The sequence below is a fragment of the Hungatella hathewayi WAL-18680 genome, assembly GCF_000235505.1.
Classification (GTDB): Bacteria; Bacillota; Clostridia; order Lachnospirales; family Lachnospiraceae; genus Hungatella_A; species Hungatella_A hathewayi_A.
Genome location: NZ_JH379030.1, coordinates 49,823 through 72,344 on the forward strand (window position 1 = coordinate 49,823; position 22,522 = coordinate 72,344).

The window sequence follows — 22,522 nt, forward strand, 5'->3', positions numbered from 1 at the left end:
GGGTTTTTTGTTTCATATGAAATCAACACTACTTGACCTTTTTCATATTTTTGAGGCTCAGTAGAATCGCAAACATCTCTCTCTTCATAAACAATACCTGATACCGTGTATCGATAAATAAGTTCGTAGAAAAACTTTGTGCGATTCCCAGCATTATAGCTTTCTTTTTCCAGTTTTATAATTGTTGCCGTAGTTTGATTATCACATTTCTCTATTTTATATTTATGGTAAATCAAAAATATTAGCACACCTAAGCAACATATGCATAGAATCCAAGTACTCCAAATTACTATTTTCATTCAACACCTCTTCTTTGCTTGTTTTACAAATTATTCGCTCCTCAAATCATTTAACTTCTTTAAATTCTTCAATTCATACTTAACTTGCCTCTTTTGAATTATGGCATTTCTGATACTGACGGCATTAAAAAACATAAAAATAATATTGCAAATATTATAATATTCTTCTTAAGATAGTACATTTCTCCATCAGGAATAAAATTCATTGGATTATTTTTTTCATAATGTAATAGCACCTCATCATTAAGTTTATATCTTTCGGTATCATCAGATTCCATAAAAAATTCATTTACATACTCAGTATCAAATACTTTATATTTATAAATTGGTCGATAACAAATATAGGTTTTATATCTGGTTAAACGCGATGCTTGCTTTATTTCTATAATAGTTCCTAACGTTGTACAATCACATTTTTTTGCCTTGAAAAAATCTATAATATACACAATTAAAATAAAAGCAAATCCAACAGACATAATCCAACAGAATACCATTACTCACCTCTACATTAGTTATTCCCCTTGTTAGCATTAACTTGATATAATAATCTTTACTAACCCTCTAACTTTTTTCTAATATTCACACTTTTTATTTTTTAGACTCTTCCAACACTCCCAATACTACAATGGTTAAAAAAAATACAAAGAATAATCCACATTTAATAATGTTCGTTTTAACATTTTTAACTTCGTCAATAGGTATAAAATTTTGCGGATTGCTTTCCTCATAATACAAGAGTACTTCACTATTAACCTTATATCTATCAGGGTCTGTTGATATTATATCTGCCTGGCCAATGTATTTTTCTCCTAAAATCGTATATTTATAAACTGGCTCATAAATTAAATAAGTCCCGTTTTTTGAATGACCTAAAGTCTCTAGAACTTCAATGATAGTTCCAGTCGTTGAACAATTACACTTCTTCATGTTGTAATATAGTCTAAAACTATCCAGAAATGCAATTGCAAAAAGGAAACAGGCTATATAGCAGAACATCATCATTCACCGCCTAAAGGATTTAATTTTTTAAGTATATCTTACATGCGCTGTGGAAGCCACATCGTATCTATAATTTAAGCAATGCATCAAACTCCTTTCCTTCACTCAACGTTTAAATGCAGTATTCCAATAAACTACTATCACTATTAAAAATATATTAACATAACAACAAGTGAATAAATATAACCAAAACTATACTTTGTGCAGGTATTAGGTATAAAATTGGCTGGATTTTTTATATCATATCTAATAATATCTTCTTGGTGAAGTTGATATTCGCCAGTTTTTTTCTCTGTACAATGAAACTTTTCTTTATAGACTTGACCATCAACAGTGTATTGATAGATTGCTGTCATTGAATAAGAAAAGCTATATTCAATCCAGCATTTTACTTCTTCTATTTCTATAATTACTCCAGTTGTCCTTCCCTTATATCTTAAACCTTTAATTTCTTTTATAAGCGCTGATAAGTCTATTGTAATTCCAACCAAGAAAAGAAGTATTACTAAATTCACAAGCACAATTAAACTCCCTAAGTCTTATTTTATCTCCCATTATTTTCACCTTTTTAACCTTGGATTTAGGATGATAACGTAACTATTAAACTTTTTTTATTTTTGCCCTACGTTTATCCATACTAATATAGCCAGAGAAATCAAAAACAATAATGCGCTAACAATCACACTCTTTTTAATATATTTGATTTCATCACTAGGAATAAAATTTTGTGGATTACTTTCTTCATAATAAAGCAATACTTTACTATTAAGCTTATAGCTTTCTGGATCCGATGATATCATATTAATCTTATTAGTAAAAGTTTTCCCTAAAACCGTGTATTGATAAATCGGTTGATAATTTAAATAAATTCGATTTTTCGAATGACTTAATGTCTCTTCAACCTCGATAATAGCTCCTAAAGCCGAACAATTACACTTTCTAATATTGCAATATAATCTAATACAATCCAATAATGCAATTGCAAAACCAAAGCATGCCAGATAGCAAATCATAATCATTCACCGCCCATTATTAGCACTAATTAGATATATAATAGTAAATTTCATCAAACATTTTCTCCAATATTTGTTCCTTTTATTTTTTAGCCTTTTCCAACACTCCCAGCACTACTATGGTTAAAAAAATTACAAATAAAAGCGCATTCTCAATAAGACTTTTTTTTACATATTTAATCTCATCATTAGGCATAAAATTTCTTGGATTACTCTCCTCATAATACAGCAGCACTTCACTCTCAAGCTTATATCTTTCTGGGTCAGCTGACATCATATTTACCTTACCAATATATGTCTTTCCTGAAATAGTATATTGATAAACTGGCTGATAGCTCAAATAAGTTTCGTTTTTTGAGAAACCCAATGATTTTTTAACATTAATTATAGTCCCCCATGTTGAACAATTACACCTTTTCATACCGCAATATAATCTAATACTCTCTAGTAATGCGATTCCAAAACCAAAGCAGGCCAGATAACATATTATCATTTTTCTTCTCCCAACGAGTTTAATTCTTGCCCAAAGAATATGAGGGACCTAATATTTTAATAATCTGCATAAATATCAGAAATTAGATCCTATATTGAATCATTTTACTTCAATTAGTACTCAATGAAGCCAGGAAAGCACTATTAATATTAATAATACAATTATCATAACAACAAACGAATATATAGTTCCAAAACTATGTTTTGCAAAAGTCTCCGGTATAAAATGACCAGGACTTTTAATATTATATCTTATGACATCTTCCTGGTTAAGTTGATATTCGTCTACTTTTTTTGATGTACAACGAAATTTCTTTTTATATGACTGGTCTTCAACTATGTATTGGTAAGTTGCTATAATTACATAATAATAATTAAACTCAGCCCAATGTACCTGTTTGCTTAATTCTATAATTACTCCTTTTGTTCTTCCTTTATATCTCAAGACTTTAATTTCTTTTAGCAATGCTAATAGCATTATTATTAATATAATAAAATAAACAATAATTGATTTAGTCAAAATATCAGAACTCCTTTATAGTTTATTTTATATAGCACAAATGCCTAATTTTAAAAACTTGTTTAAGTTACTCTCGCAAGTAACATATTTTGTCTCCCAATGAGTTTAAAAATTAACTTTAATAAAGTTTAAAAATCTCTAGCACTGCTGGCGCAAGTAATAATATTAATAAAAAAAAGTTAATAATAATACTTCTTCTTATATATTGGATTTCATCATGCGGAATAAAGTTTCTCGGATTACCTTTTTCATAAAATAATACCACTTCACTATTAAGTTTATATCTTTGACGATTTGCTGACCTCATAGGAACCTTATTTATATATTCCTTTCCTAATACCATGTATCGATAAACCGGTTGATAATCTAAATAAGGCCCACTTTTTGCAAAACTTAATGTTTCTTTAATCTTAATAATATTCCCTACTGTTGAACAATTACATTTTTTAGATCTGTAATATAATCTAATGCTATCAATTAACGCTATTGTAAACCCCAAACAAGCGACATACCATAGTATCATTTTTCACCCCCTTATATCGTTACCCTTCCTTTTTTAACTAAGAAACTAACTCTACTACAAAAATTATCAATGGTGTCAAGAGAAAATTTGAATATAACTTTCCTGCTATTCTAATTCCAATAAACATTACAATTGCCCCTCCCCAATGTACACCAACACGCTTTTTCATATCCGTTCCAATACCGTTTTCTATTTGTAAGCCATCTTGTTTTTTTATGCAATCTATATTTTCCTTTATAAATTTCCAATACAAAGCATCTGCATAGACTCCCATTATAACGAAAAAGGCAATATCAAATACCACTGATATTGCAAAAAGCCAATGGCTTGCCTCTACATATCCCATACACCAGGTTCCCCAAAAAGCCACATTCGAAAATATTAACGTAAAAATCAGTGTTTTCAGCAACCAAGCAACTAATCCATACTTAAACATTAAACGATAACCACACCAAGCAGCTCCAAAAATCGCCGCACACCAATTAAATTTATGTTTGGGTAAATTTCTAAAACGTTTTATGTAAGTATTTTTATTTTGTTCCACACAAACACAAATGTCAGATACCAAGTATCCTTGAATTTCTGATTCATTATTTGAGTTTGAATATACCATACTCCCTCCCTTAACATCATTATATTTGGTTAAATTCCCCGATCCCCCATACAATTCAAGTAATCCAAATTACTATTTTCATTTAACATATCTCCCCTTACCTGTTTTATTCTTCTTCAGCCCATCCAACACTATAATAGGTATTTCCTTTAGCATAATAGAATCGTATCCGATTAGGGTCAGTCCTATTATCCATCAACTTTTCTGCCTCTTGAAAATAATACATTAATTCTTCGAAATTAGTTTCCGTGCCCGAAAGATTTATATATATCTCAAGCTTCAATTCACTTTGGTCACTTGCACTCATATCACAATAACTTAGCGCCTCCTCATAAGATTTTTTTGCTGATTCAAACTCTGAATTTTCTGCATAAATACGTCCATATAGCAGAAAAGTTTTTGCCAATCCAGCATTATCATTTGTTTTTTGAAATATTTTTCTGCTTTACCAGCATTCCCCAACGCTTCCATATAAAAATTTCTATAATTTAAAGCAAGCTCAAGATAAATATCGGCCACTTCTTTACTCTCTGTTCCATATACTTTTTTGATAATTCTATCGCTTCTGCATAACTCATCTTTGCCAATTCATTTTTTTCCTGTTTCTCATAATCCTCAGCCTGACTTAAATATTCTTTAATTATTGTTTCATCAGATTGCAAAATTCCTCCGCATGCCGTTAATATACAACAAAGACTTAACAACACTAATACTTTTTTCATTCTAAGTCCCCCCATTATCGTCCTCCAAGTCTAATTCGTACAAATTTGATAGTTTCTTGACTTACGATTAATAAAGGCCATTTTTTCATAGCGTATATCCTCGGCACATCGAACGATGCAACCCAATAGTTAGTTTTCTGCTATGAGTGCATTTCCCATCATGGTCTATTTATACTACATCAACCTGACCAATATATTTTTTAGAAATCGTATATTTATAATATCCAAATTATAATGCCCAAGCAACATGCAAACATGCCAATAGCTATAACGACATCTTTAATCATAAATTTTCTTTCTTCACTTGGAATAAAATTGTGAGGATTATCTTCTTCATAACATAATAAAATCTCTTGTCCTTCTTTGTACTCGCAAAATCCACTAGCTAAAATTAGTGGACTTTCTTCATAAACATATGTATTAACAACATATCTGTAAATGGGAATAAAACTTGTACGTTTTCTTTTCCACCAGTAAGACTCTCTCTTTCTAATGCTTATAACTATTCCTTTTGTTTCATTAATGCATTTCCTGGTTTTATAAAAATATGGCATATAATGCATTAGGACAAATCCAACTAAAACACATAATATAATCGAAAAAACAAATTTTATATTCAATATTCTACCCTCTATAATATAAATGCTTCACAATCCACCTAATATATATTAAATTACTAATCAGTCTTATAATCATTACGTATCCTATTTACTAATCAGTATTCAAACCAGCTAAGAAAAAAGCTAAAAGAATTGTAAATATAAAAGCCAATATAATTATGTTTCTTTTTAAATCTTTAATATCACCACCAAATATAAAATTATTGGGATTATTTTCTTCATAATACAACGGCACTTCATCATTAAGTTTATATTCTTTTGGATTGGATGACACCATGGAACCTTCATTTACATAATCGACACCTGATACTGTATACTGGTAAATTGGTTGATAATTGATTTCAGTCACATTTTTATACCTATCTTTTGTTACTCTTATTTCAATTATAGTTCCTAACGTTAAACAGTTACATTTTTTCATTTTAAAATATGCTATAATACAACTAATTAACATAGCTGTAAGCGTAAAGAATGTTATCAAAAATAGCAATGATTCCCCTTCTACTTTACCAATCAATTAAATTCCCCCTATTCCGGTAAAATCTAATTTATATAAATTTTGTGGTTTCTAGCGTTCACCCTGGCATTTTCATTAAATTGTTCTTCCCTCACCCGACTCTAAATTTTCTATAAGACAGTTTCGTAATTTCATGAATCCATTACACACTCCACCAGCCTTCCTGACTACTGTCAGTATATCATATAAATTCCTCATCGCCTACATGCATGCTATATTACTTTGATTGGAAAAAGGGCGTGCTCCCCCACGTATCCGAACACGCCCCTATGCATCTCTATACGACCAGATATCCACTTCTTTGTCACACATTAAATATCTATCTTCTATATTGATAAAAACCATTAAAATTCTTTTCATTTTACCGCTGTACAAATCATAAATCCAATATCCTTTTGAACAGATGGTTCCATTGTTAATGTACTCTCGTCAAACATTAAATCACTTCTATTTCCGTTATACCAATCTGACAATACTGCCTGGCAAGGTCCCTCCAGTTTGCTACAATACCCGAAGTATGCTTCTTTTCCATCTTTTATATCAATCTGCGCATGACTACCAACATATTTTCCATGACTTTTTTGTAAATTTAATACATACTTTTCAGAACCAAATTCGCATTTCAAAACAGCGGAATGACAGATACTTTCCTGTCTTATTCATAATTTCTTGATAAGCAAACATTTTTTGTAAATTATTTTCCATATACTATTTCCTCCTTAATCTCCCATGTCAACAGTTATTGTTCCCATCATAAAAGATTAGTGTTATTCGCTATTTTTTTGATTTTCTATTCCTGGGCATGCTTCTTTCTAATATATACGTTATAATACACAATAGCTCCTATCGGAACCGAAAAATATGCTTTCATTCCCCCATCCTGAATCATCAATAATTTCGGAAGCATCAGCGTACGAATATAAAACGAAACTATCAAATCATCTTGTATAAATAGAGCTATTCCTGCATAAAAAAAGAAAATGAAAAGCAGCCAAAGCCCCCATAACCGATTCCTTCTTTTTATACAAAGAGCTGCCACATACAACGTTATTACAAATTCAACAACTGCCAAACCAGTAAACAACCATTGCGCTAAATTAAATTGTCTCCAGGTGTCAAGCGTACCAGTAATTTGCTGTGTATCGCATTCAAATTTTATCGAGTCTATCTTCTTACTAGTATCCGATATCGAAAATGCCATATCCACCTCCTCGTTGCCGCACATGACTAAATAATAATATTCTACGGCACTTGGTGCTGGAGCTTTTGCTGGCCTTTTTTTCTCACCCTGTTTTTCGATAGATGTCCATGCTCTTCCATTCCACTGCCCAAAAAACTGCTCAAAGAATTCGTCATTTTCATCTGTTACAGGTTGTTCAACCCACAATTCATACATCATCTCCATGTCTTCATTCTTAAATGCTTTTAACAGCGGAAGAAGATATTCACTCATAATAATATCTTCTTCAGTACTGTCATTTCTTTGGCTGGCCAAAGCACTTACACCTGGAACACTATTGGCAAAAACTATATAAAGAAATAATACAGAAATAATTTTTTTCATAAAATCTCCTCATTTAAACCCTAAATTTTAATACATTTTTTCTTACAAAGAAATAAGCAAATGCCCCTAGAGGAAATGATAAACGAAGTATAAATCCATTTGAAGTAAAAAATATTTTAGGGAAGTATAATAAATAGCAAAAAATGCCCACCGTAATTTTTTGTTTCAATTCTATCGCTATACCGCCATAAATTAGCAAAATAGCTATTCCCCACAATATCCAAAATTTAGGTTTCTCTTTTACACATAAGATAAACATTGCAAGCGAAAATATTACTTCTATTACCATTAATATCATCATTATCACTTTTTCTGGTTTTAATTTTTTAGTTGTTTCTATAATCTCCGACGATTGGACTTTATTTGAAAACTGATAAGAATCTATATATCTTCCACCGTTATACTCGTCAGTAATTGAAAATTTCAACCGGACAATCTCGCTGCCACTGATTATTTCATATTCATATTCCATCCCAGATGGTCTCTTTTTTTTCTCATTCCCCGGCCGATACTCTTCCCCTATTTTTTTATAAGATGTTATTTCTTTTCCATCCCAGTAATCATAAAGTTCATAAAAGGATTCTTGTAATTGCTCACTGTCTTCTCCTACCCAAAGTTCAAGCAAGGAATCAGTATCTCGGTCTTTAATGGCTTCCATAAATCTAATTGCATACTCATCCTCAATTGCCACTTCTTTATCAGTTGATGCCGCAAACACCTCATAAATAGGCATATTACAAATGATTAATACAACTGCTAGTATTAATAATAAATCAACTGTCTTTAACAAAACACTGTCCCCCACAATCTTTACTATTCTTAACTTTCACAACCATATATGCTTATTACCCTTGAGCGTCAAATTTTTTCCCTTCATCCGCTTTCCTTAACAGGTTTTTCCCGACTCCAATAGCATTTTTTACAGCCACTGTTTGTTTTAAGCCCTCTAACTGTGTAATTGATGCAAGAATCTCATCTCCATTGCCTTTTAAACCATGTAAAGCGTCCGTATATTCTGCCTCACCCTCCGAATTCTCACACAGAATCAATATAGCCTGCAAATCTACAATATATCTGGAATCATCCATCTCCTGCAATTCTTGTTTTCCACAACCAGCTATATTTAACAAAATCAATACTATAAAACAGTAAAATAATTTATGTAATATAGTCATTTTCATAATACTAGGCGCCCCCACTCGATATAGTAAAACTTATTTTTTAATCTGCTTCTCCCATATAAGCCAAGTCAGACATAGGTTCTGGTGAATAAATTTCAAAATGGATTCTGTCTACCACAATATACTTATTATTACTTGTTTTATAAACGCTATTTTGTGAATCATATGCCTTTTTTCTACTATATACTCTGGTAATATTTCTGCAAATAGTCTCTAAAACTTAGCTTTCTGCTTTACAGGACAGAATATATGAACACTTTTTATCCTGCATTTGAATCTATCACGGACTGCTTCATTCACATGCTCAAAATATTCCTTTAGCCCATCATAAAAACTAATCGCAAGTTCCTCATACTATTTTTTCCTCATGGCATATCTCTTTTAACTGAAAATTCACGTTTCCTGAATTCAATGATGAAATGATTTTTTTATCTTTTTTAATTCTTTTTCTGTTTCTTGGGAGTTCAGAATAAAATATTCTGTGTCACGTTTAATATACACTTTGTAATCTTCGGTTCCAGCAGGTCCCACAATTGCATCCTCTCCACGCAAAAAATAAATCTGTCCTTCTAATTCTCCTACATACCCGATACATTTATCTGATACCGGGTAGTCATTATAGCAAAGGTGCATTTTGTAAAACTTATTAACCTCAATATATGTGTCACTCTCAAATTTTTCGAATTGGGTGGCAGATAAGGACTGATCTACAATTTCCTCCAATGCATTCTTTTCAAAATACCTATTATGACGAGTATGATTCATCCAATTATCTGGGTCTACTGTATATTCAACAATAATTCCTGTCAGGTCTCCTTCTTCAGGAATTCCATAATCATACTCTATAAATAACAGTCGATTATCTAATACAATCATATGATATTTCTTATATTTGTCTCCCTTTAGAGCATACAAACGTTGTCCTGAAACGTCTTTTGCAATACACTTGCCTAATACCCAACGGCTTTCCGCTCTACATTCTTTATAAGTGCGTCCTTTCCATTCCACTCGTGACCCTGTAATGTAAAAATTTGGTAATAAAGAGTAAACCCAGGAAAATGCCGCCATCGCTATTATGATTACAATAATTATTAATTTATGTTCTTTTAAAAATCTAATATTTTTCAAGTTAAACCTTCTTTCATTTCAGTTCAAATGAGAGAGTTCCCTTTTTGTTTTCACTTCTAATATTTTTTCTAAATTAATGCCGAAATGAAGTTTTTATCTTTTTTAATTCTTTTTTCGCTTTTTTCGAGTCCAGAATAAAATACTCTGTGTCATTTTTAATATATGCCTTATAATCTTCGGTTCCTGAAGGTCCCACAATTGCATCCCCTCCACGTAAAAAGTAAATTTGCTCTTCTAATTCTCCCACATACCCGATACATTTGTTTGATACCGGGCAACCATTATAGCACAGGTATATTCTGTAAAATTCATCATCGCCAATGTATTTGTCACTCTCAAATTTATCAAATTGAGATGCAGATAAAGATTGGTCCACAATTTCTTCCAAAGCACTTTTCTTAAAGAATCTATTATCACTAGGATAGCTAATCCAATTGTCTGGGTCTGTTCTATATTCGGCAATAATTCCTGTCAGCTCTCCTTCTTCTGGTATATCATAACCATATTCTATAAATAAATCTTGAGCCTCTACTGCAACCACAAGATATTCCTTGAATTCGTCTCCCTTAATCGCATACAAACAGCGTCCTGAAGGGTCTTTGGCAATCAACTTACCTAACTCCCAGTGTTTTCCTATGCCATCTATTCTATAATTGTGTTCTTTCCACTCTGCATGTATCTCTGAAACAAAAAATTCTGATGGTGAAAAGTATATCCAGGAAAATACTGCCATCGCTATTGTGATTACAATAATTATTAATTTATATTCTTTTAATTTTTTTTCAATTATTTTCACCTTTTTCATTTATTACTTACCCATATGATTTTCCACCCATATGTACTCCAATCCCATATATATTTCTTTAAAACAACACCATCTCATCCAACTCCATCTCACTCACATCAATAATTCCAAAATGATGCTCCTAGAATAAAAAGCACCTGATAATATTCCGGGTACTTCAATGTCTCCGCCAAAAGTCCCGGACATATGTTCTTCTAAATATTCTTATAAAACGAAATCATACGATATCTAGTTATTTAAAACTTCAGTAATATAGAGTCCCATATCACTATTCTAACACAATCCTTCTCTTTCTGTCGTCCCTTTTCCCTATTTTCTTCTCTCCCCTGCGGATTTCTTCCAGTCTTAATACCAGGGCGTTATAAAGTTCTGAATTCTCACCGCCATGTAACTTCAATTGAGGACACACTCTCCCCAAATAATCTTCCACCACATATCTGGATACCGTTATGTGAGAATTTAAACATAACCACGCAAATGTAACATCCGGAAGTTCACTGCTATCTTCCTGCATAATCATTTTTGCATAATACCGGGTTATCACAGGGGATAGAGTTGCATTCCCAATCCCCGCCCATCCAGCATCTATCAGATTCACCGTGTCATACCTTGTCCGCATATCATCAAAATCTGTATAATCAGTCCGAAGAGAAGCTCCCTCCCGGAGACAGAATCGGCAGACTTCAAATTCATTTTCTTTGCAACTAATATCTGGGTCCAGCACCAAATCCAGTTGATGGGCGACAGCATCGGGGGACTCGCTCTCACTCATCCTCAGTTTTAACACGCTCATCTGCCCTGACGGCTCATACGGTACCGTCATTTCTTCCAGTACCAGGGATACAAAACCATGGTATTTCACCATTCCCGGCCCTATTACCAGTGTCTTGTCCCTCACCATCAACGCGCATCCTCTCAGGATACCGTCTGTGTATTCCTGATATTCCAATGGAAGATATCCAAAGCTGTAATCTCTCATGGACCACAGCATTTCCTTCTTTAAGATACGGTTTCGCTCAAAAAGCGGATATAAATTCTGCATCTCTCCCCTGCCTCCCGACTATTTCATCCCGTCAAAAAAATTCTGCACCCAGCCGTCATTTTCAAATGAAAACTCTTCCTTTTTCCCCAGATATAACTGCCCTGCCTTCCGATATACCGGCACGGCGAAAAATACCCCGTTCCCTGAATCGGCCCATACAAAAAACTTTACTTCCCCGTCAACAATACTGTCCGTATCTCCCTGTGGAATATGACTGCCATACAATACTTCAATCTCTTCATACCGCTTTTCCTCAAAATCAGAAAACGAACTGTAACAGGTATACTGGCAACGCACATTTCCCGCCATGTCTTTCAAAAACAGGTTTAAAGTCAATTCTTCCATATTCCTGGATATAGTTCCGCTTTTTTCTTTGCGGGCCAGCGGGTGGATTAGGATGATTTCTTTGCCGGTATGCGTAAATGCACTGATACTGTAAGGCAGCGCCGGCTCTGCCGTGTGAATCGTGATATCGGCAAACCCGTATTTTTTATCCTTCAAATAGCGGAGCGCTCCATCGACGCAATCCATTTTTAATTCATAATCACCGGAAATGTCTCCAGCTTTTCTTTTAAACTGAATCATTTTTCCGGCGACAAATTCTTTTAATGCATCCCGAAATAGTTCCACTTTACAGGACTGCCCCGTCAATTTAATGATGGAGTAATCCTCCACTTCCTGATTTTCATAAATCTTCTCCATAAAACGGGACATAAGGCCATAAATATCCCCTTTTAATAAAAGTTCTATCTCATAAATGCTGAAATACACCGATGGCATTTCCTTAACCGTCTCCAGACACCCTCCATTTCTTAGGGAGAGCTTCCACTTATCCGCACGAATCCATATGGCTTCCCCTTCTTCCACCGGTTCAGAAGACAGTACCACGTGAAGCGTATCAATATGATTGTAAAATTCTCTCTTCACAGCTTCCGCCCGGCGAAACAGAACATAAAAATTATTTTTTACCTGATAATACTCCGCCCGGCTCTGATTTTCATATTGGCCGAATTTTGTCGGCAGGTAATGTTCCGCTTCCTCATACACGGCCTCCAGTTCCTCATATAAACCTTTTGTGCCATATTGGTCTACATAGCGATAGACATCCAGGTTAAGACTGCCTAACAGTTCCTGTTTTGACCGTATACAGCCTTCATATAACTGGTTCACAACAGCTATTTTCAGCAGCTGCATAATCCGATATGTCAGATTATTTCCACCAAAATCGGCATCTGTGTTTTCGCAGGCATTTTCTATCTCTATTTTGTAAGCCACCCGCTTATCTGTTATTCGAAATCCGCAGGAATATAAATCGGAAGTTCCCCCACCGCAGTCCACAATCAACGCCCGGTATTCCTTCCCTTCCTCGGCCGTCCCACGCTCTATCATCCCGGATATCACATGGTAGAGTACTGACACACCCTCGTCAATCATATCCTGTTCCTCTAATATATATTGTGGTAAAATCTCCTGGAATAGGCGCTGAAATTGACTTTTGTGCTTTGCGGGACAGGAGATATGGATCGAACCAACCTTGCACTTTAACCGGTTTTCCGCCTGTGCAATCACATATTCAAAGTATGCTTTTAAAATATCTTTCCTCTTCACATATCGCCGATGGCCCTGCCGGTCAGTCATCTCTTCCTGCTTTTCATAATCTCTTATCCAGCGTTTGATATCATAAAAAATGCAGAATCCCTCGTCAATATAACTGGAATTGGCCATTTTCATTGCATCATAGCCAAATACAAACTGCGGCGTTTCCTCCTCCACTGCCAAAACACCGACAACGCTTGGAAACAGGATGCTTTCCCGGCAGCCAGACGACGTGTCATAAAACAGGGTATAGTTGACCTCATCCTTCCTCAACCCAAGTTCTCCGTCATGCAGATGTGACTGCTCAAAATAAAGGGAATCCAGATAAGCGCCTGCCACCGTATTGCTGGAACCAAAATCCACAGAAAGCGGCATGGAGAGTGGAATCGGTCTTCGCACCTCAAAGTCCATCAGTGGAATTCGGTAGACTTCCAAATATTCCGGCATATATGTATAATTTCCGGCATAAATACGATACAGAATTTCAGAATTTATCCGGTTCATGCAGTAGAGATTGTAATGCTTGACATCCGATTCCTGGCACGGCGTCCCTGCTGCTTTCGTCAGGTAAAGACAACTCCTGTCCTCACCAAGCTGCTCCACGTTCAGAATCGCGCAGATACGTTTATCCCCGCTGACTACCAGAGCATTGGTACCTACAATAGATGGATGATAAGGAATCTTAATCCTATCGTAAAAGCCGATGGCCAGTCCTTCATAAGCAATGATTTTCGATACGCAGGTTAGTTCCAAATCATGCTTTTCACAAAGTCTGGTCCTTTGAATCACCTGTGCCAGCGCACTCTCTCCCAGTTCATCAGGTTTCCGAATCAGAAAATACTCGTCCGCCCCCCGGTATCTCATGATAACCCGGATTAACTCCTCCTTCTCCATCGTTCTCACTATCCCAGGGATGATTTTCTCCTCCCTGCAGATTTCCCGCAGCTGAAATACGGTCATTAACCGGAGGTCCGTCTCGTGATAACGGCGTTCCACGATTTCTTCCGTTATATTCTTTTTCAAGGTGTACCCGTATCTGTTCATATATTTTCTGCCTTTTTATGATTATTCTTCATTGATATTATTCCCTCTGCCATATCTAACAGAATCTAAGATAATAACAGTAGGACAAACGCCAGAAATGGTACCATAACAAAGCTGACATATAACGCATTTGCAATGTCCATTCCAAAATACATTAAAAATACTCCGCCCAAAGAGGTGCCCGTATATCTCATCAAATCCGCCTCAATATCATATGGTTCCTGGGAACTGTTATGACTCTTTACATAATCTATTTTTTCCCTCAGGAACTTCCAGTACAGTTCATCCGCATAGACTCCCCTTATCACAAAAAATATAATCTGCAACACAATTGCGGTTACCATCAACAATTGATACAAAGTATCAACATCGAACAGCTTGCTTCCAATGCCCCCAACTATCGCATACATCATCGTAGATATCAGCCATTCCACTGCCCAGTAAATAAAACTGTACTTATACATCAAACGATAACCCCCCCAGGTAGTTCCAAAAAATGCCGCACACCAGTTAAATTGATGCTCAGGCAAATTATTGAAACGCATTATGTAAGTATCTATATTTTTTTCTATGCATGTGCGAATATAACGCACGGAGTATCCCTGCATTGCCTTATCTTCATTTTGATTTATCATACTCTAGCAGCCCCTATCTTTCTTTTCATTGCCTCGCTTTCACAATTCAAAACAACACCATATCATCCAACTTCAATGTTTCCTCCACATCAATAATTCCAAAATGATGCTCCCAAAACAAAAACACCTGATAGTTTACTCCTGCTTACTCAATCCCTGGCGCAAATCCATCTGGATTAGCGCATGTATGACAACATCAAAATACAGGAGTCTCGTCTGCTCATAATCCTGCAGATTAATATCAAAGAGCGCAGAAAACTCTTTTGCAAATCGATAGAGCATCTACCATGGTTCAACCTTCAAAAAGCGGTCGATATCTGCTATATCTAACGTTATATATTTTTCTCCACCTTTCTCTATGGTAATGACCAGTTGCCCTTCCCGTACAAAAAATGAATTTTTAAAAATTAATGAACCAATTGAATCATCTAGTGAACAATATCCATCCTCAATCCATTGCTCTTCTGTGTAAGAACACTTATATAATTCTTCCAACAATTCGGAGGTTGAAAATAGAAATAAATCGGGGGGAGTTTGCCACATTGGTTCAGGAGGTTCTTTTATCTTGTATTGATTAACTTGAAGGTATCTAGCAAATTCTTCATTAATTTCAATTAAATCATTTAAGAATACACGCTGACCGGTTTGCATATCCATTGTTATAAAATCATTAATAACATCCACTCTTTGGCTCTCATATATATAAGAATTGATAAAAGACAGATATCTACTTGAATGACAAGTGATTGATAAATTAACACGATCAGCATGCTCGACTCTGCCTCCTACCCATGAAGTCATTGCCATTTCTATATTATCATTGACCATATTCTGAAAATCCAAATTAATCATATCCTTCACACGAATGATATTAAATGCAAAATCATCAGCATTCCAAGGTAAACCATACAATTCGGAAGTATTTTTAAAAGAAATAGAATAATTTATATCATTTATCTCCTGATCATTTGAAGTATTGGAACTGCAGGATATGAGTAAAAACATAAGGGTAATACAAACTATCCATTTACTGAAAGTTCTCAATTGCTTCATTATATGTTTTCTCCCTATTATAATCATTATCAATTATATCCCATCCCTTAGGCGCCCTACCTACATATTTGAAGGTGAATCAGACCAACTATTCACAGCATACTGTGTCAGCAAATATACGCCTTTCGAATCTCCATATTCCTCAACCTATTCATTAATAGGCAAATGTAATCCATTTTAGGCGAAAGTATTTATCACTATTGAAATATCATTTGCCTAGGCAAAAACATCAGCCCCTATCTCTCTTTTCATTGCCTCACTTCCACAATTTAAAACAACACCATATCATCCAACTTCAATGTTTCCTCCACATCAATAATTCCAAAATGATGCTCCCAAAACAAAAACACCTGATAGTTTATGGGAAGAAACATGTCCTGTAAAAATTCCAATTTCTCCCGCTCTTCCTTTGTCTCCTTTACTCCCACATAGATGAGGACCTGTCTGACTGCCTCATTGCTGGCATATACCAGGGAATCCGGGTATAGACAGCGCATGACTTCCTTAAACAGGTAAATGGAGCTGCCACATTCATACAGCTTTAAAACCAACCGAAGCAGTCTGCGAAGCTGCGTCTTCTCGAATCGCTCCAATACTCTGGCCGCCTGGCTGCCGCATACTCCTTCCATCAGGTCCCGAAGCAGGAAACGCAGCCGATACTCCTGCTTACTCAATCCCTGGCGCAAATCCATCTGGATTAGCGCGTGCATGACAACATCAAAATACAGGAGTCTCGTCTGCTCATAATCCTGCAGATTAATATCAAAGAGCGCAGAAAACTCTTTTGCAAATCGATACAGCGGATTGACCTCCACCCAGGTTTCCTGCAATTCTCCCGTATTTAGATTTTCGAAAACCACCTCCGCATACGGACTCCCATTTCTGACTGGACGGAAACGGAGCGCTTCTCTTGGAATTCCGCTTTTATCGGCTGCTAAAGCCGCTTCCCACACATAATTCATTCCATCACTCCCACACAGCGGTATTCGTTGATTTCCATCTGCATCTGCGACACTACAAATCGAATCATAGCGTCATTTAAATAATTCCCGAAAGAAACTGCCCTGAATTTGAGTAGCAATATCCGTCTGCTCTCCATAGGAAAAAGTTCATCCTGCACAAACCAGTTCATCCCTTCTCCAAAACTTTCTTCCTCTATAGTATCCCGAATCTCATAGTCACTAATTTCTATATAATCCTGAATATCCAGTTCCATAATCCGTCGAAATAAATCCGTCTTTGTCATAAGGGAGACTCCCGTTCGCTCTGCGTATCTCCGCAAAAATGTATCCCGCCTGTGATTGCTCAGAATCGGGAAATCATATCCCAGCGACATCACCGGTTCCGCCTGCGCTATCCGGAATGCACTCCAGTTCTCATAGGTCTCTACCTTTGCTTTGATAATGATTTTCTCCATTTCGTGTCTGATTTCCAAAATGTCTTCATTGAAATGAATCAGATACCCATCTCTCTCATCACCACCGCTCAGCATAAATTCATGCTCAAAATAGACATCATCGACACAGGGAACCATAAACTGAGTACAGTTAAATTTTATAGTTTCAATATTCCAGACAGGAACAACCTCTCTTCTCACACACGGCTCAAATTCCCCAAAATGAACCTCTGTCCGTTCCGGCGTTCCATCATTATTTCCTTCCGTAAGACTCTCAACTTCCATAAAGATATCATAAAACTTGTCCAAATGGCCCGTATTCACGGTTTTCCACGGCACCTCATTGTCCTGAAATAATTGATACAATTGCTCCATCTTCTCCCGATATCGGTTGGCTCTTGCAACACGAAAGCGGGCAATGCATTCTTTCCCATTCACAATTGCAAACCCATGATAAAACCGCTGTCCTTCAAAACGCCGGCATTCCTTCTCAGACTGCTCTAAATAGACCGTTCCCACATAACTTTTTTTCGTGTCCTGCTCCAGCATTTCCGGAACACTTCCGTCTATATCTTCCTCTACAACAGGAAATAGTGTTGGATTCGTGGGATCATAATCCTGCCTCTTTATCACGGTCATGGCAACTTCATAATGATTGTCGGAAATCTCGATTTCATGATAGATTCGTTGTTCCAGCTGCTCATACCGCTCATCCATGCATCGAATCATCTTCTCCATGCCTTCCAGCAGCAATCGTTTGGCGTACTTCCGCTCGTCCAAATCATCAATCATGCGAAGCTGTTTTTCTATGTAACTGTGGAAATCAAAGTCATATTCATAGATTCCCGATAAATGTTCCCTCACCCGTCCGTTTCCCCTTCATCCGATTTTTCTTTCTGCGGCTTCCATTGAGCTGCAAGCTCCGATTTGTCAAACAGTTCTCCAAGCATAAAATCCACAGTCTCATCCCCAAACATATCTGCTCCATATTCTCCCAGGAATTTGCTCAACAGCTCCGGAATCAATTTCTCCGCCTCTTTTTTAAACCGTTCCGCCAGATAATAAATCACCGCATCCAGCTCACACTCTTTCACTCTTGTTTGACTTCTGAATTCTATCTGCAGTTGATGATGAATTTCCTTCATATGACGGAATACATACTCAAACTCCCATGCCCCTGCACATTCCTGCTCCGATATCTGATTTCTTTCATCATAGAAATCAAGCCGGTAGCATGGAGCCCCATCCAGAACACTGCTTCTCAAAAAAGACAGGTAAACCCATCTCAAAGGCCCATTTTCTCCTGCCTCCTGCTGCCTTTGATACTGCTCCATAACGGAACCCATCCGGGTTGATAAGTCTTTCATGATAGCAGGAAGTGACTCTTCAAAGTCCGTTTCCACCAAACGAAATCTTTCCTGCACCATCTCCTCCGCCATTTGATTTATCCGCGATAAAAAATCCAGTCTTATTTTATCTTCCATTCGAAATGCCTCTCTCTATACTTCTTCATCTCATGCCTTTTCTGGCAACATGTTCCCCATTCTACTTCACACTTTGAAATCTAACTTAAATAATACGTGGCCACAAGTGCGACACCGATACATACAATCGTTTCATATGAAATCAACACTTCCTGACCTTTTTCATAGCTCTCCTTAATGCTTGATCTCTAACGCTTTCAAAACAGTTTCCCTTACTACTTCAAGATTATCACTTTGATAATAATGCATCTCATAGTCAGTTGTCTCCAACAAAGGAATATCATTTCCTGTGTAAGAAAAAACTTCCTCTCCATTTACTGCTGGTGAAATTTCTTTACGTGCCATAGCAACTGCTAAAAACTCTTTGTCGCCATCTTTTCCAATATACAGCTTCATCAAAACTGATTCTGGGACATCAAACTCAAAACTAAACTGTTCTGTCCACACGCTGTCTTCCGAAATCTCACCTTCATTGTATTCTCCTGTTATATGAATTTCTTGAAACATCTCACGGAATATTCGCCCGTTCTCTTCATAATAAATTCCCCAATCATTTTCTTCTAAATATCGTTTTGTTACTTGAACACTATACAATTTCATAAGAGCAAACTGACCTATAACACGATTCCCTTCTTCCTCCCATCCTTCCGGTATCACATGGTATGAACGATAACGTATTTCACCCTCTTTCTCTGGTATCCAAAGGATTAGCTGCTGATGATTCAAAAATGACTTCTTTTCTTCATCTTCATAATAAGCTGCCTCCAAGCTAATCGTGCCATCAGAAAGAACCTCTTTTTTAATTAACTCCATATTTTTAGACGAATAAGATTGTATAGTTTGAACCAACGGCTTTTCTACCAAATATACATGCTCTCCTAATTCCTCGTCATATACTTCTTTTTTCCCCCACGATTTATGTCCTTGTAAGAGAATATTGTATGTTCTTTTAGCTTCCTCTACTGATCTACTATCAGGAACCAGATAACGACATGCCACATCATCCACTCCTAGAATTGGAATCCGATACATATCACGTTCCGCATCATATAACTGTTTTTTCTTTTCCTTTGACTGTAATTTAATATAAAACGCAACTAAATCCCTGTATGAAAGCTGTACTGTATTTTCAAATCCCCTTTTCCAATTTCCACTACCGTTCAATTGAGCTGCAGAAATATTTTCAAAAAGCTGTAATAGCTCCTCATCTTCCGCCTTCTCCAAAAAACGTATGGCCCATTCCCTTGATTCTTCTGTGATTTTCTCATTTCCAAACCAATCACTCTCGGCTTTATTTGTTATTCTTCCAATATACCAGTTACCATCCTTAGCTAGAAGCATTGTAAACCAAATATCCAGATGTTCCTCACTGATCTTATGGTTATCCTGCCCTTTGGCATCTACTTTGTAACATATGATTGTTTCACTTTCTCCAATGATTCGCTGTGGCTTCGAAAAATCAGCATTGGAGTATATCGATAAAAAATTCTTTATTGTTGTTTCATAACTTGCTTTTTCATTTTTATAATTCCATTCTTTAGCAATACAGTCCGTATAATAAGATTTTTGAACCTCTTTTGACTCTTCATTTATATCCTCCAACTTATCCACATAATTTACCAAACTAATTTTATCTAATACGTTTCTATCCGATGATTTTAACCCCTCTAAACATAGTTCTATGGTTTTTTCTGGAGTAGTCATATCCAATATAATTAATTCTTCCTTTTCACCAGCATTACATCCCGTGCACATGATGATAAAGAACAGACAAATAAATAACTCAAGCAGGATATTCCCAATTCCCGTTTTTCCCTCACCAATCCTATCACTCATCGTCTCTTCCCCTCTCCACTTGAACCCGCTCCAGCTGAAACTGCCAGATTCCTCTTCGTAACAGGCTTTCTGCCACATCTAATCGGATTAATACCCCTTCTTTGCTAGCTATTACAGATTCTTCCGCCACCAAACCTACTATACATCTCTTCAAATCTATTAATACGCATTCCCCATTAACCTGAATTTGAAATCTGTTTCCCTATCGCGCAAAATTGCAAAATAATAATACAATTAAAGAAACCAACAATAAAATTGAATAACGTATAACATTTTTTTTAATAACTTTTCTATCTTGACTAGGTACAAAATTGAATGGTCTTTTTTCCTCATATTCTAATAAAATTTCTTGTCCTATTTTATATTTTTGAGGATCACACGTTGAATAGCAAAAGGCCTTCTCATATGTTTTTCCACATATTTCATATCGGTAAATTGGCAGATATGATATTCCCTTTGAATTTCTTCCATACCATTCACTAGCCTCTATATCGATAATAATGCCTAGTATATTTTTTGTACATTTTTGTGCTTTTAAATAATGATATAACGACTCTAACAATGCTAAAAAACATAAAATACTATGTACAATAGCCAGACACCAAATAAAATTAAGCATTATGTAAACCTCTTCTCTATCTCGACATCTCAAGGAACGTAGCTTTCTCCAGATTGATTCTCTCCCTCAACATATAATTTGTAAATCACCGCATCCAACTCACACTCTTGTCTGACTTCTGAATTCTATCTGCAGTTGATGATGAATTTCCTCCTGCTGCCTTTGATACTGCTCCATAACGGAACCCATTTGAGATGAAAAGTCTTTCATGATAGCAGGTAGTGACTCTTCGAACTCAGTCTCCATCAAATTAAATCTTTCCTGCACCATCTCCTCCGCCACTTGATTTATCCGCGATAGAAAATCCAGTCTTATTTTATCTTCCATTCGAAATGCCTCTCTCTATACTTCTTCATCTCATGCCTTTTCTGGCAACATGTTCCCCATTCTACTTCACACTTTGAAATCTAACTTAAATAATACGTGGCCGCAAGTGCGACACCGATACATGCAACTAGCATGAAAAAAGTTCTGATAATATCTATATTAATGGACTTTATCTCTGAGCTTACAATAAAATTTTTTGGGTTTTTGTTTCATATGAAATCAACACTACTTGACCTTTTTCATATTTTTGAGGCTCAGTAGAATCGCAAACATCTCTCTCTTCATAAACAATACCTGATACCGTGTATCGATAAATAAGTTTGTAGAAAAACTTTGTGCGATTCCCAGCATTATAGCTTTCTTTTTCCAGTTTTATAATTGTTGCCGTAGTTTGATTATCACATTTCTTTATTTTATATTTATGGTAAATCAAAAATATTAGCACACCTAAGCAACATATGCATAGAATCCAAGTACTCCAAATTACTATTTTC

Annotated in this window: 30 protein-coding genes; all 30 read right to left on the reverse strand. The window is 35.8% G+C overall.

Features of this window, described 5'->3' with window-relative positions; translation table 11 throughout:
• Positions 1–299 (reverse strand): DUF3592 domain-containing protein (locus HMPREF9473_RS24035; protein WP_006782831.1); only part of this gene is annotated, 299 nt, incomplete at its 3' end.
• Between the two features lie 98 nt (positions 300–397).
• Positions 398–775 (reverse strand): hypothetical protein, encoded by a 378-nt coding sequence (locus tag HMPREF9473_RS24040; protein ID WP_138669717.1) that lies wholly within the window; start codon positions 773–775, stop codon positions 398–400.
• Positions 776–887: 112 nt separating this feature from the next.
• The gene (locus HMPREF9473_RS24045; protein WP_242830894.1) at positions 888–1,226 is read right to left on the reverse strand and encodes a DUF3592 domain-containing protein; all 339 of its coding nucleotides are present in this window, start codon (positions 1,224–1,226) and stop codon (positions 888–890) included.
• A 218-nt stretch (positions 1,227–1,444) separates the two neighbouring features.
• Positions 1,445–1,813: a hypothetical protein gene (locus HMPREF9473_RS24050; RefSeq protein WP_138669719.1), complete on the reverse strand. Its 369-nt coding sequence runs from the start codon at positions 1,811–1,813 to the stop codon at positions 1,445–1,447.
• A 96-nt stretch (positions 1,814–1,909) separates the two neighbouring features.
• Complete coding sequence (locus HMPREF9473_RS27070) at positions 1,910–2,311, reverse strand: DUF3592 domain-containing protein (RefSeq protein ID WP_006782834.1); 402 nt, start codon at positions 2,309–2,311, stop codon at positions 1,910–1,912.
• An 82-nt stretch (positions 2,312–2,393) separates the two neighbouring features.
• On the reverse strand, positions 2,394–2,804 hold the full coding sequence (locus HMPREF9473_RS27075; RefSeq protein ID WP_006782835.1) for a DUF3592 domain-containing protein: 411 nt from the start codon (positions 2,802–2,804) through the stop codon (positions 2,394–2,396).
• A gap of 120 nt (positions 2,805–2,924) precedes the next feature.
• The gene (locus HMPREF9473_RS24060; RefSeq protein ID WP_006782836.1) at positions 2,925–3,323 is read right to left on the reverse strand and encodes a hypothetical protein; all 399 of its coding nucleotides are present in this window, start codon (positions 3,321–3,323) and stop codon (positions 2,925–2,927) included.
• Positions 3,324–3,441: 118 nt separating this feature from the next.
• Positions 3,442–3,846, reverse strand: a complete 405-nt coding sequence (locus tag HMPREF9473_RS24065) for a hypothetical protein (RefSeq protein ID WP_006782837.1) — start codon at positions 3,844–3,846, stop codon at positions 3,442–3,444.
• Between the two features lie 37 nt (positions 3,847–3,883).
• On the reverse strand, positions 3,884–4,459 hold the full coding sequence (locus HMPREF9473_RS24070) for a hypothetical protein (RefSeq protein WP_006782838.1): 576 nt from the start codon (positions 4,457–4,459) through the stop codon (positions 3,884–3,886).
• Positions 4,460–4,565: 106 nt separating this feature from the next.
• Complete coding sequence (locus HMPREF9473_RS24075; protein WP_138669721.1) at positions 4,566–4,865, reverse strand: hypothetical protein; 300 nt, start codon at positions 4,863–4,865, stop codon at positions 4,566–4,568.
• An 82-nt stretch (positions 4,866–4,947) separates the two neighbouring features.
• Positions 4,948–5,181, reverse strand: a complete 234-nt coding sequence (locus HMPREF9473_RS24080) for a hypothetical protein (protein WP_138669723.1) — start codon at positions 5,179–5,181, stop codon at positions 4,948–4,950.
• Between the two features lie 215 nt (positions 5,182–5,396).
• Positions 5,397–5,801, reverse strand: a complete 405-nt coding sequence (locus tag HMPREF9473_RS24085; protein ID WP_034860113.1) for a DUF3592 domain-containing protein — start codon at positions 5,799–5,801, stop codon at positions 5,397–5,399.
• A gap of 91 nt (positions 5,802–5,892) precedes the next feature.
• Positions 5,893–6,318 (reverse strand): DUF3592 domain-containing protein, encoded by a 426-nt coding sequence (locus tag HMPREF9473_RS24090; protein WP_006782840.1) that lies wholly within the window; start codon positions 6,316–6,318, stop codon positions 5,893–5,895.
• A 356-nt stretch (positions 6,319–6,674) separates the two neighbouring features.
• The gene (locus HMPREF9473_RS27080; protein WP_080568936.1) at positions 6,675–6,977 is read right to left on the reverse strand and encodes a PAAR-like protein; all 303 of its coding nucleotides are present in this window, start codon (positions 6,975–6,977) and stop codon (positions 6,675–6,677) included.
• Between the two features lie 131 nt (positions 6,978–7,108).
• Entirely contained in the window at positions 7,109–7,882 is a 774-nt protein-coding gene (locus HMPREF9473_RS24095; RefSeq protein WP_006782842.1) for a hypothetical protein, read from the reverse strand.
• Between the two features lie 13 nt (positions 7,883–7,895).
• On the reverse strand, positions 7,896–8,672 hold the full coding sequence (locus HMPREF9473_RS24100) for a hypothetical protein (RefSeq protein WP_006782843.1): 777 nt from the start codon (positions 8,670–8,672) through the stop codon (positions 7,896–7,898).
• A 55-nt stretch (positions 8,673–8,727) separates the two neighbouring features.
• Positions 8,728–9,063, reverse strand: a complete 336-nt coding sequence (locus tag HMPREF9473_RS24105; protein ID WP_034860114.1) for a hypothetical protein — start codon at positions 9,061–9,063, stop codon at positions 8,728–8,730.
• Between the two features lie 408 nt (positions 9,064–9,471).
• The gene (locus tag HMPREF9473_RS24110) at positions 9,472–10,191 is read right to left on the reverse strand and encodes a hypothetical protein (protein ID WP_006782845.1); all 720 of its coding nucleotides are present in this window, start codon (positions 10,189–10,191) and stop codon (positions 9,472–9,474) included.
• A 73-nt stretch (positions 10,192–10,264) separates the two neighbouring features.
• Positions 10,265–10,996 carry a hypothetical protein gene (locus HMPREF9473_RS24115; RefSeq protein WP_006782846.1) on the reverse strand — a complete coding sequence of 244 codons (732 nt, stop codon included), beginning with the start codon at positions 10,994–10,996 and terminating at the stop codon, positions 10,265–10,267.
• A gap of 268 nt (positions 10,997–11,264) precedes the next feature.
• Positions 11,265–12,038: a hypothetical protein gene (locus tag HMPREF9473_RS24120; RefSeq protein ID WP_006782847.1), complete on the reverse strand. Its 774-nt coding sequence runs from the start codon at positions 12,036–12,038 to the stop codon at positions 11,265–11,267.
• An 18-nt stretch (positions 12,039–12,056) separates the two neighbouring features.
• Positions 12,057–14,678: a hypothetical protein gene (locus HMPREF9473_RS24125; protein WP_006782848.1), complete on the reverse strand. Its 2,622-nt coding sequence runs from the start codon at positions 14,676–14,678 to the stop codon at positions 12,057–12,059.
• 65 nt (positions 14,679–14,743) lie between these two features.
• On the reverse strand, positions 14,744–15,313 hold the full coding sequence (locus HMPREF9473_RS24130) for a DUF2628 domain-containing protein (protein ID WP_006782849.1): 570 nt from the start codon (positions 15,311–15,313) through the stop codon (positions 14,744–14,746).
• 282 nt (positions 15,314–15,595) lie between these two features.
• On the reverse strand, positions 15,596–16,366 hold the full coding sequence (locus tag HMPREF9473_RS24135) for a hypothetical protein (RefSeq protein WP_006782850.1): 771 nt from the start codon (positions 16,364–16,366) through the stop codon (positions 15,596–15,598).
• 269 nt (positions 16,367–16,635) lie between these two features.
• On the reverse strand, positions 16,636–17,328 hold the full coding sequence (locus tag HMPREF9473_RS24140) for a hypothetical protein (protein WP_006782851.1): 693 nt from the start codon (positions 17,326–17,328) through the stop codon (positions 16,636–16,638).
• A complete protein-coding gene (locus HMPREF9473_RS24145) occupies positions 17,325–18,626 on the reverse strand; it encodes a hypothetical protein (protein WP_006782852.1) in 1,302 nt (433 codons plus the stop codon). The genes HMPREF9473_RS24140 and HMPREF9473_RS24145 overlap by 4 nt, the downstream gene beginning before the upstream one ends.
• On the reverse strand, positions 18,623–19,246 hold the full coding sequence (locus HMPREF9473_RS24150) for a hypothetical protein (RefSeq protein ID WP_006782853.1): 624 nt from the start codon (positions 19,244–19,246) through the stop codon (positions 18,623–18,625). The genes HMPREF9473_RS24145 and HMPREF9473_RS24150 overlap by 4 nt, the downstream gene beginning before the upstream one ends.
• A gap of 174 nt (positions 19,247–19,420) precedes the next feature.
• Entirely contained in the window at positions 19,421–21,082 is a 1,662-nt protein-coding gene (locus HMPREF9473_RS24155; RefSeq protein ID WP_006782854.1) for a hypothetical protein, read from the reverse strand.
• Between the two features lie 202 nt (positions 21,083–21,284).
• Positions 21,285–21,701: a hypothetical protein gene (locus HMPREF9473_RS27510; RefSeq protein WP_138669725.1), complete on the reverse strand. Its 417-nt coding sequence runs from the start codon at positions 21,699–21,701 to the stop codon at positions 21,285–21,287.
• Positions 21,702–21,800: 99 nt separating this feature from the next.
• On the reverse strand, positions 21,801–22,028 hold the full coding sequence (locus tag HMPREF9473_RS24160) for a hypothetical protein (RefSeq protein WP_006782855.1): 228 nt from the start codon (positions 22,026–22,028) through the stop codon (positions 21,801–21,803).
• 181 nt (positions 22,029–22,209) lie between these two features.
• Positions 22,210–22,522 (reverse strand): DUF3592 domain-containing protein (locus tag HMPREF9473_RS27515; RefSeq protein ID WP_207636811.1); only part of this gene is annotated, 313 nt, incomplete at its 5' end.

Bases quoted from the DNA above. Each gene is read 5' to 3' on its own strand.
- HMPREF9473_RS24080 (WP_138669723.1), bottom strand. From the start codon at position 5,181: ATGAAAAAAGTATTAGTGTTGTTAAGTCTTTGTTGTATATTAACGGCA.
- HMPREF9473_RS24140 (WP_006782851.1), bottom strand. From the start codon at position 17,328: ATGAATTATGTGTGGGAAGCGGCTTTAGCAGCCGATAAAAGCGGAATT.
- HMPREF9473_RS27510 (WP_138669725.1), bottom strand. From the start codon at position 21,701: ATGCTTAATTTTATTTGGTGTCTGGCTATTGTACATAGTATTTTATGT.
- HMPREF9473_RS24105 (WP_034860114.1), bottom strand. From the start codon at position 9,063: ATGAAAATGACTATATTACATAAATTATTTTACTGTTTTATAGTATTG.
- HMPREF9473_RS24125 (WP_006782848.1), bottom strand. From the start codon at position 14,678: ATGAACAGATACGGGTACACCTTGAAAAAGAATATAACGGAAGAAATC.
- HMPREF9473_RS24065 (WP_006782837.1), bottom strand. From the start codon at position 3,846: ATGATACTATGGTATGTCGCTTGTTTGGGGTTTACAATAGCGTTAATT.
- HMPREF9473_RS24135 (WP_006782850.1), bottom strand. From the start codon at position 16,366: ATGAAGCAATTGAGAACTTTCAGTAAATGGATAGTTTGTATTACCCTT.
- HMPREF9473_RS24150 (WP_006782853.1), bottom strand. From the start codon at position 19,246: ATGGAAGATAAAATAAGACTGGATTTTTTATCGCGGATAAATCAAATG.
- HMPREF9473_RS24120 (WP_006782847.1), bottom strand. From the start codon at position 12,038: ATGCAGAATTTATATCCGCTTTTTGAGCGAAACCGTATCTTAAAGAAG.
- HMPREF9473_RS24160 (WP_006782855.1), bottom strand. From the start codon at position 22,028: ATGGAAGATAAAATAAGACTGGATTTTCTATCGCGGATAAATCAAGTG.
- HMPREF9473_RS24045 (WP_242830894.1), bottom strand. From the start codon at position 1,226: ATGAAGAAGTGTAATTGTTCAACGACTGGAACTATCATTGAAGTTCTA.
- HMPREF9473_RS24070 (WP_006782838.1), bottom strand. From the start codon at position 4,459: ATGGTATATTCAAACTCAAATAATGAATCAGAAATTCAAGGATACTTG.
- HMPREF9473_RS24115 (WP_006782846.1), bottom strand. From the start codon at position 10,996: ATGAAAAAGGTGAAAATAATTGAAAAAAAATTAAAAGAATATAAATTA.
- HMPREF9473_RS24040 (WP_138669717.1), bottom strand. From the start codon at position 775: ATGTCTGTTGGATTTGCTTTTATTTTAATTGTGTATATTATAGATTTT.
- HMPREF9473_RS24155 (WP_006782854.1), bottom strand. From the start codon at position 21,082: ATGAGTGATAGGATTGGTGAGGGAAAAACGGGAATTGGGAATATCCTG.
- HMPREF9473_RS24095 (WP_006782842.1), bottom strand. From the start codon at position 7,882: ATGAAAAAAATTATTTCTGTATTATTTCTTTATATAGTTTTTGCCAAT.
- HMPREF9473_RS27070 (WP_006782834.1), bottom strand. From the start codon at position 2,311: ATGATTTGCTATCTGGCATGCTTTGGTTTTGCAATTGCATTATTGGAT.
- HMPREF9473_RS24130 (WP_006782849.1), bottom strand. From the start codon at position 15,313: ATGATAAATCAAAATGAAGATAAGGCAATGCAGGGATACTCCGTGCGT.
- HMPREF9473_RS27075 (WP_006782835.1), bottom strand. From the start codon at position 2,804: ATGATAATATGTTATCTGGCCTGCTTTGGTTTTGGAATCGCATTACTA.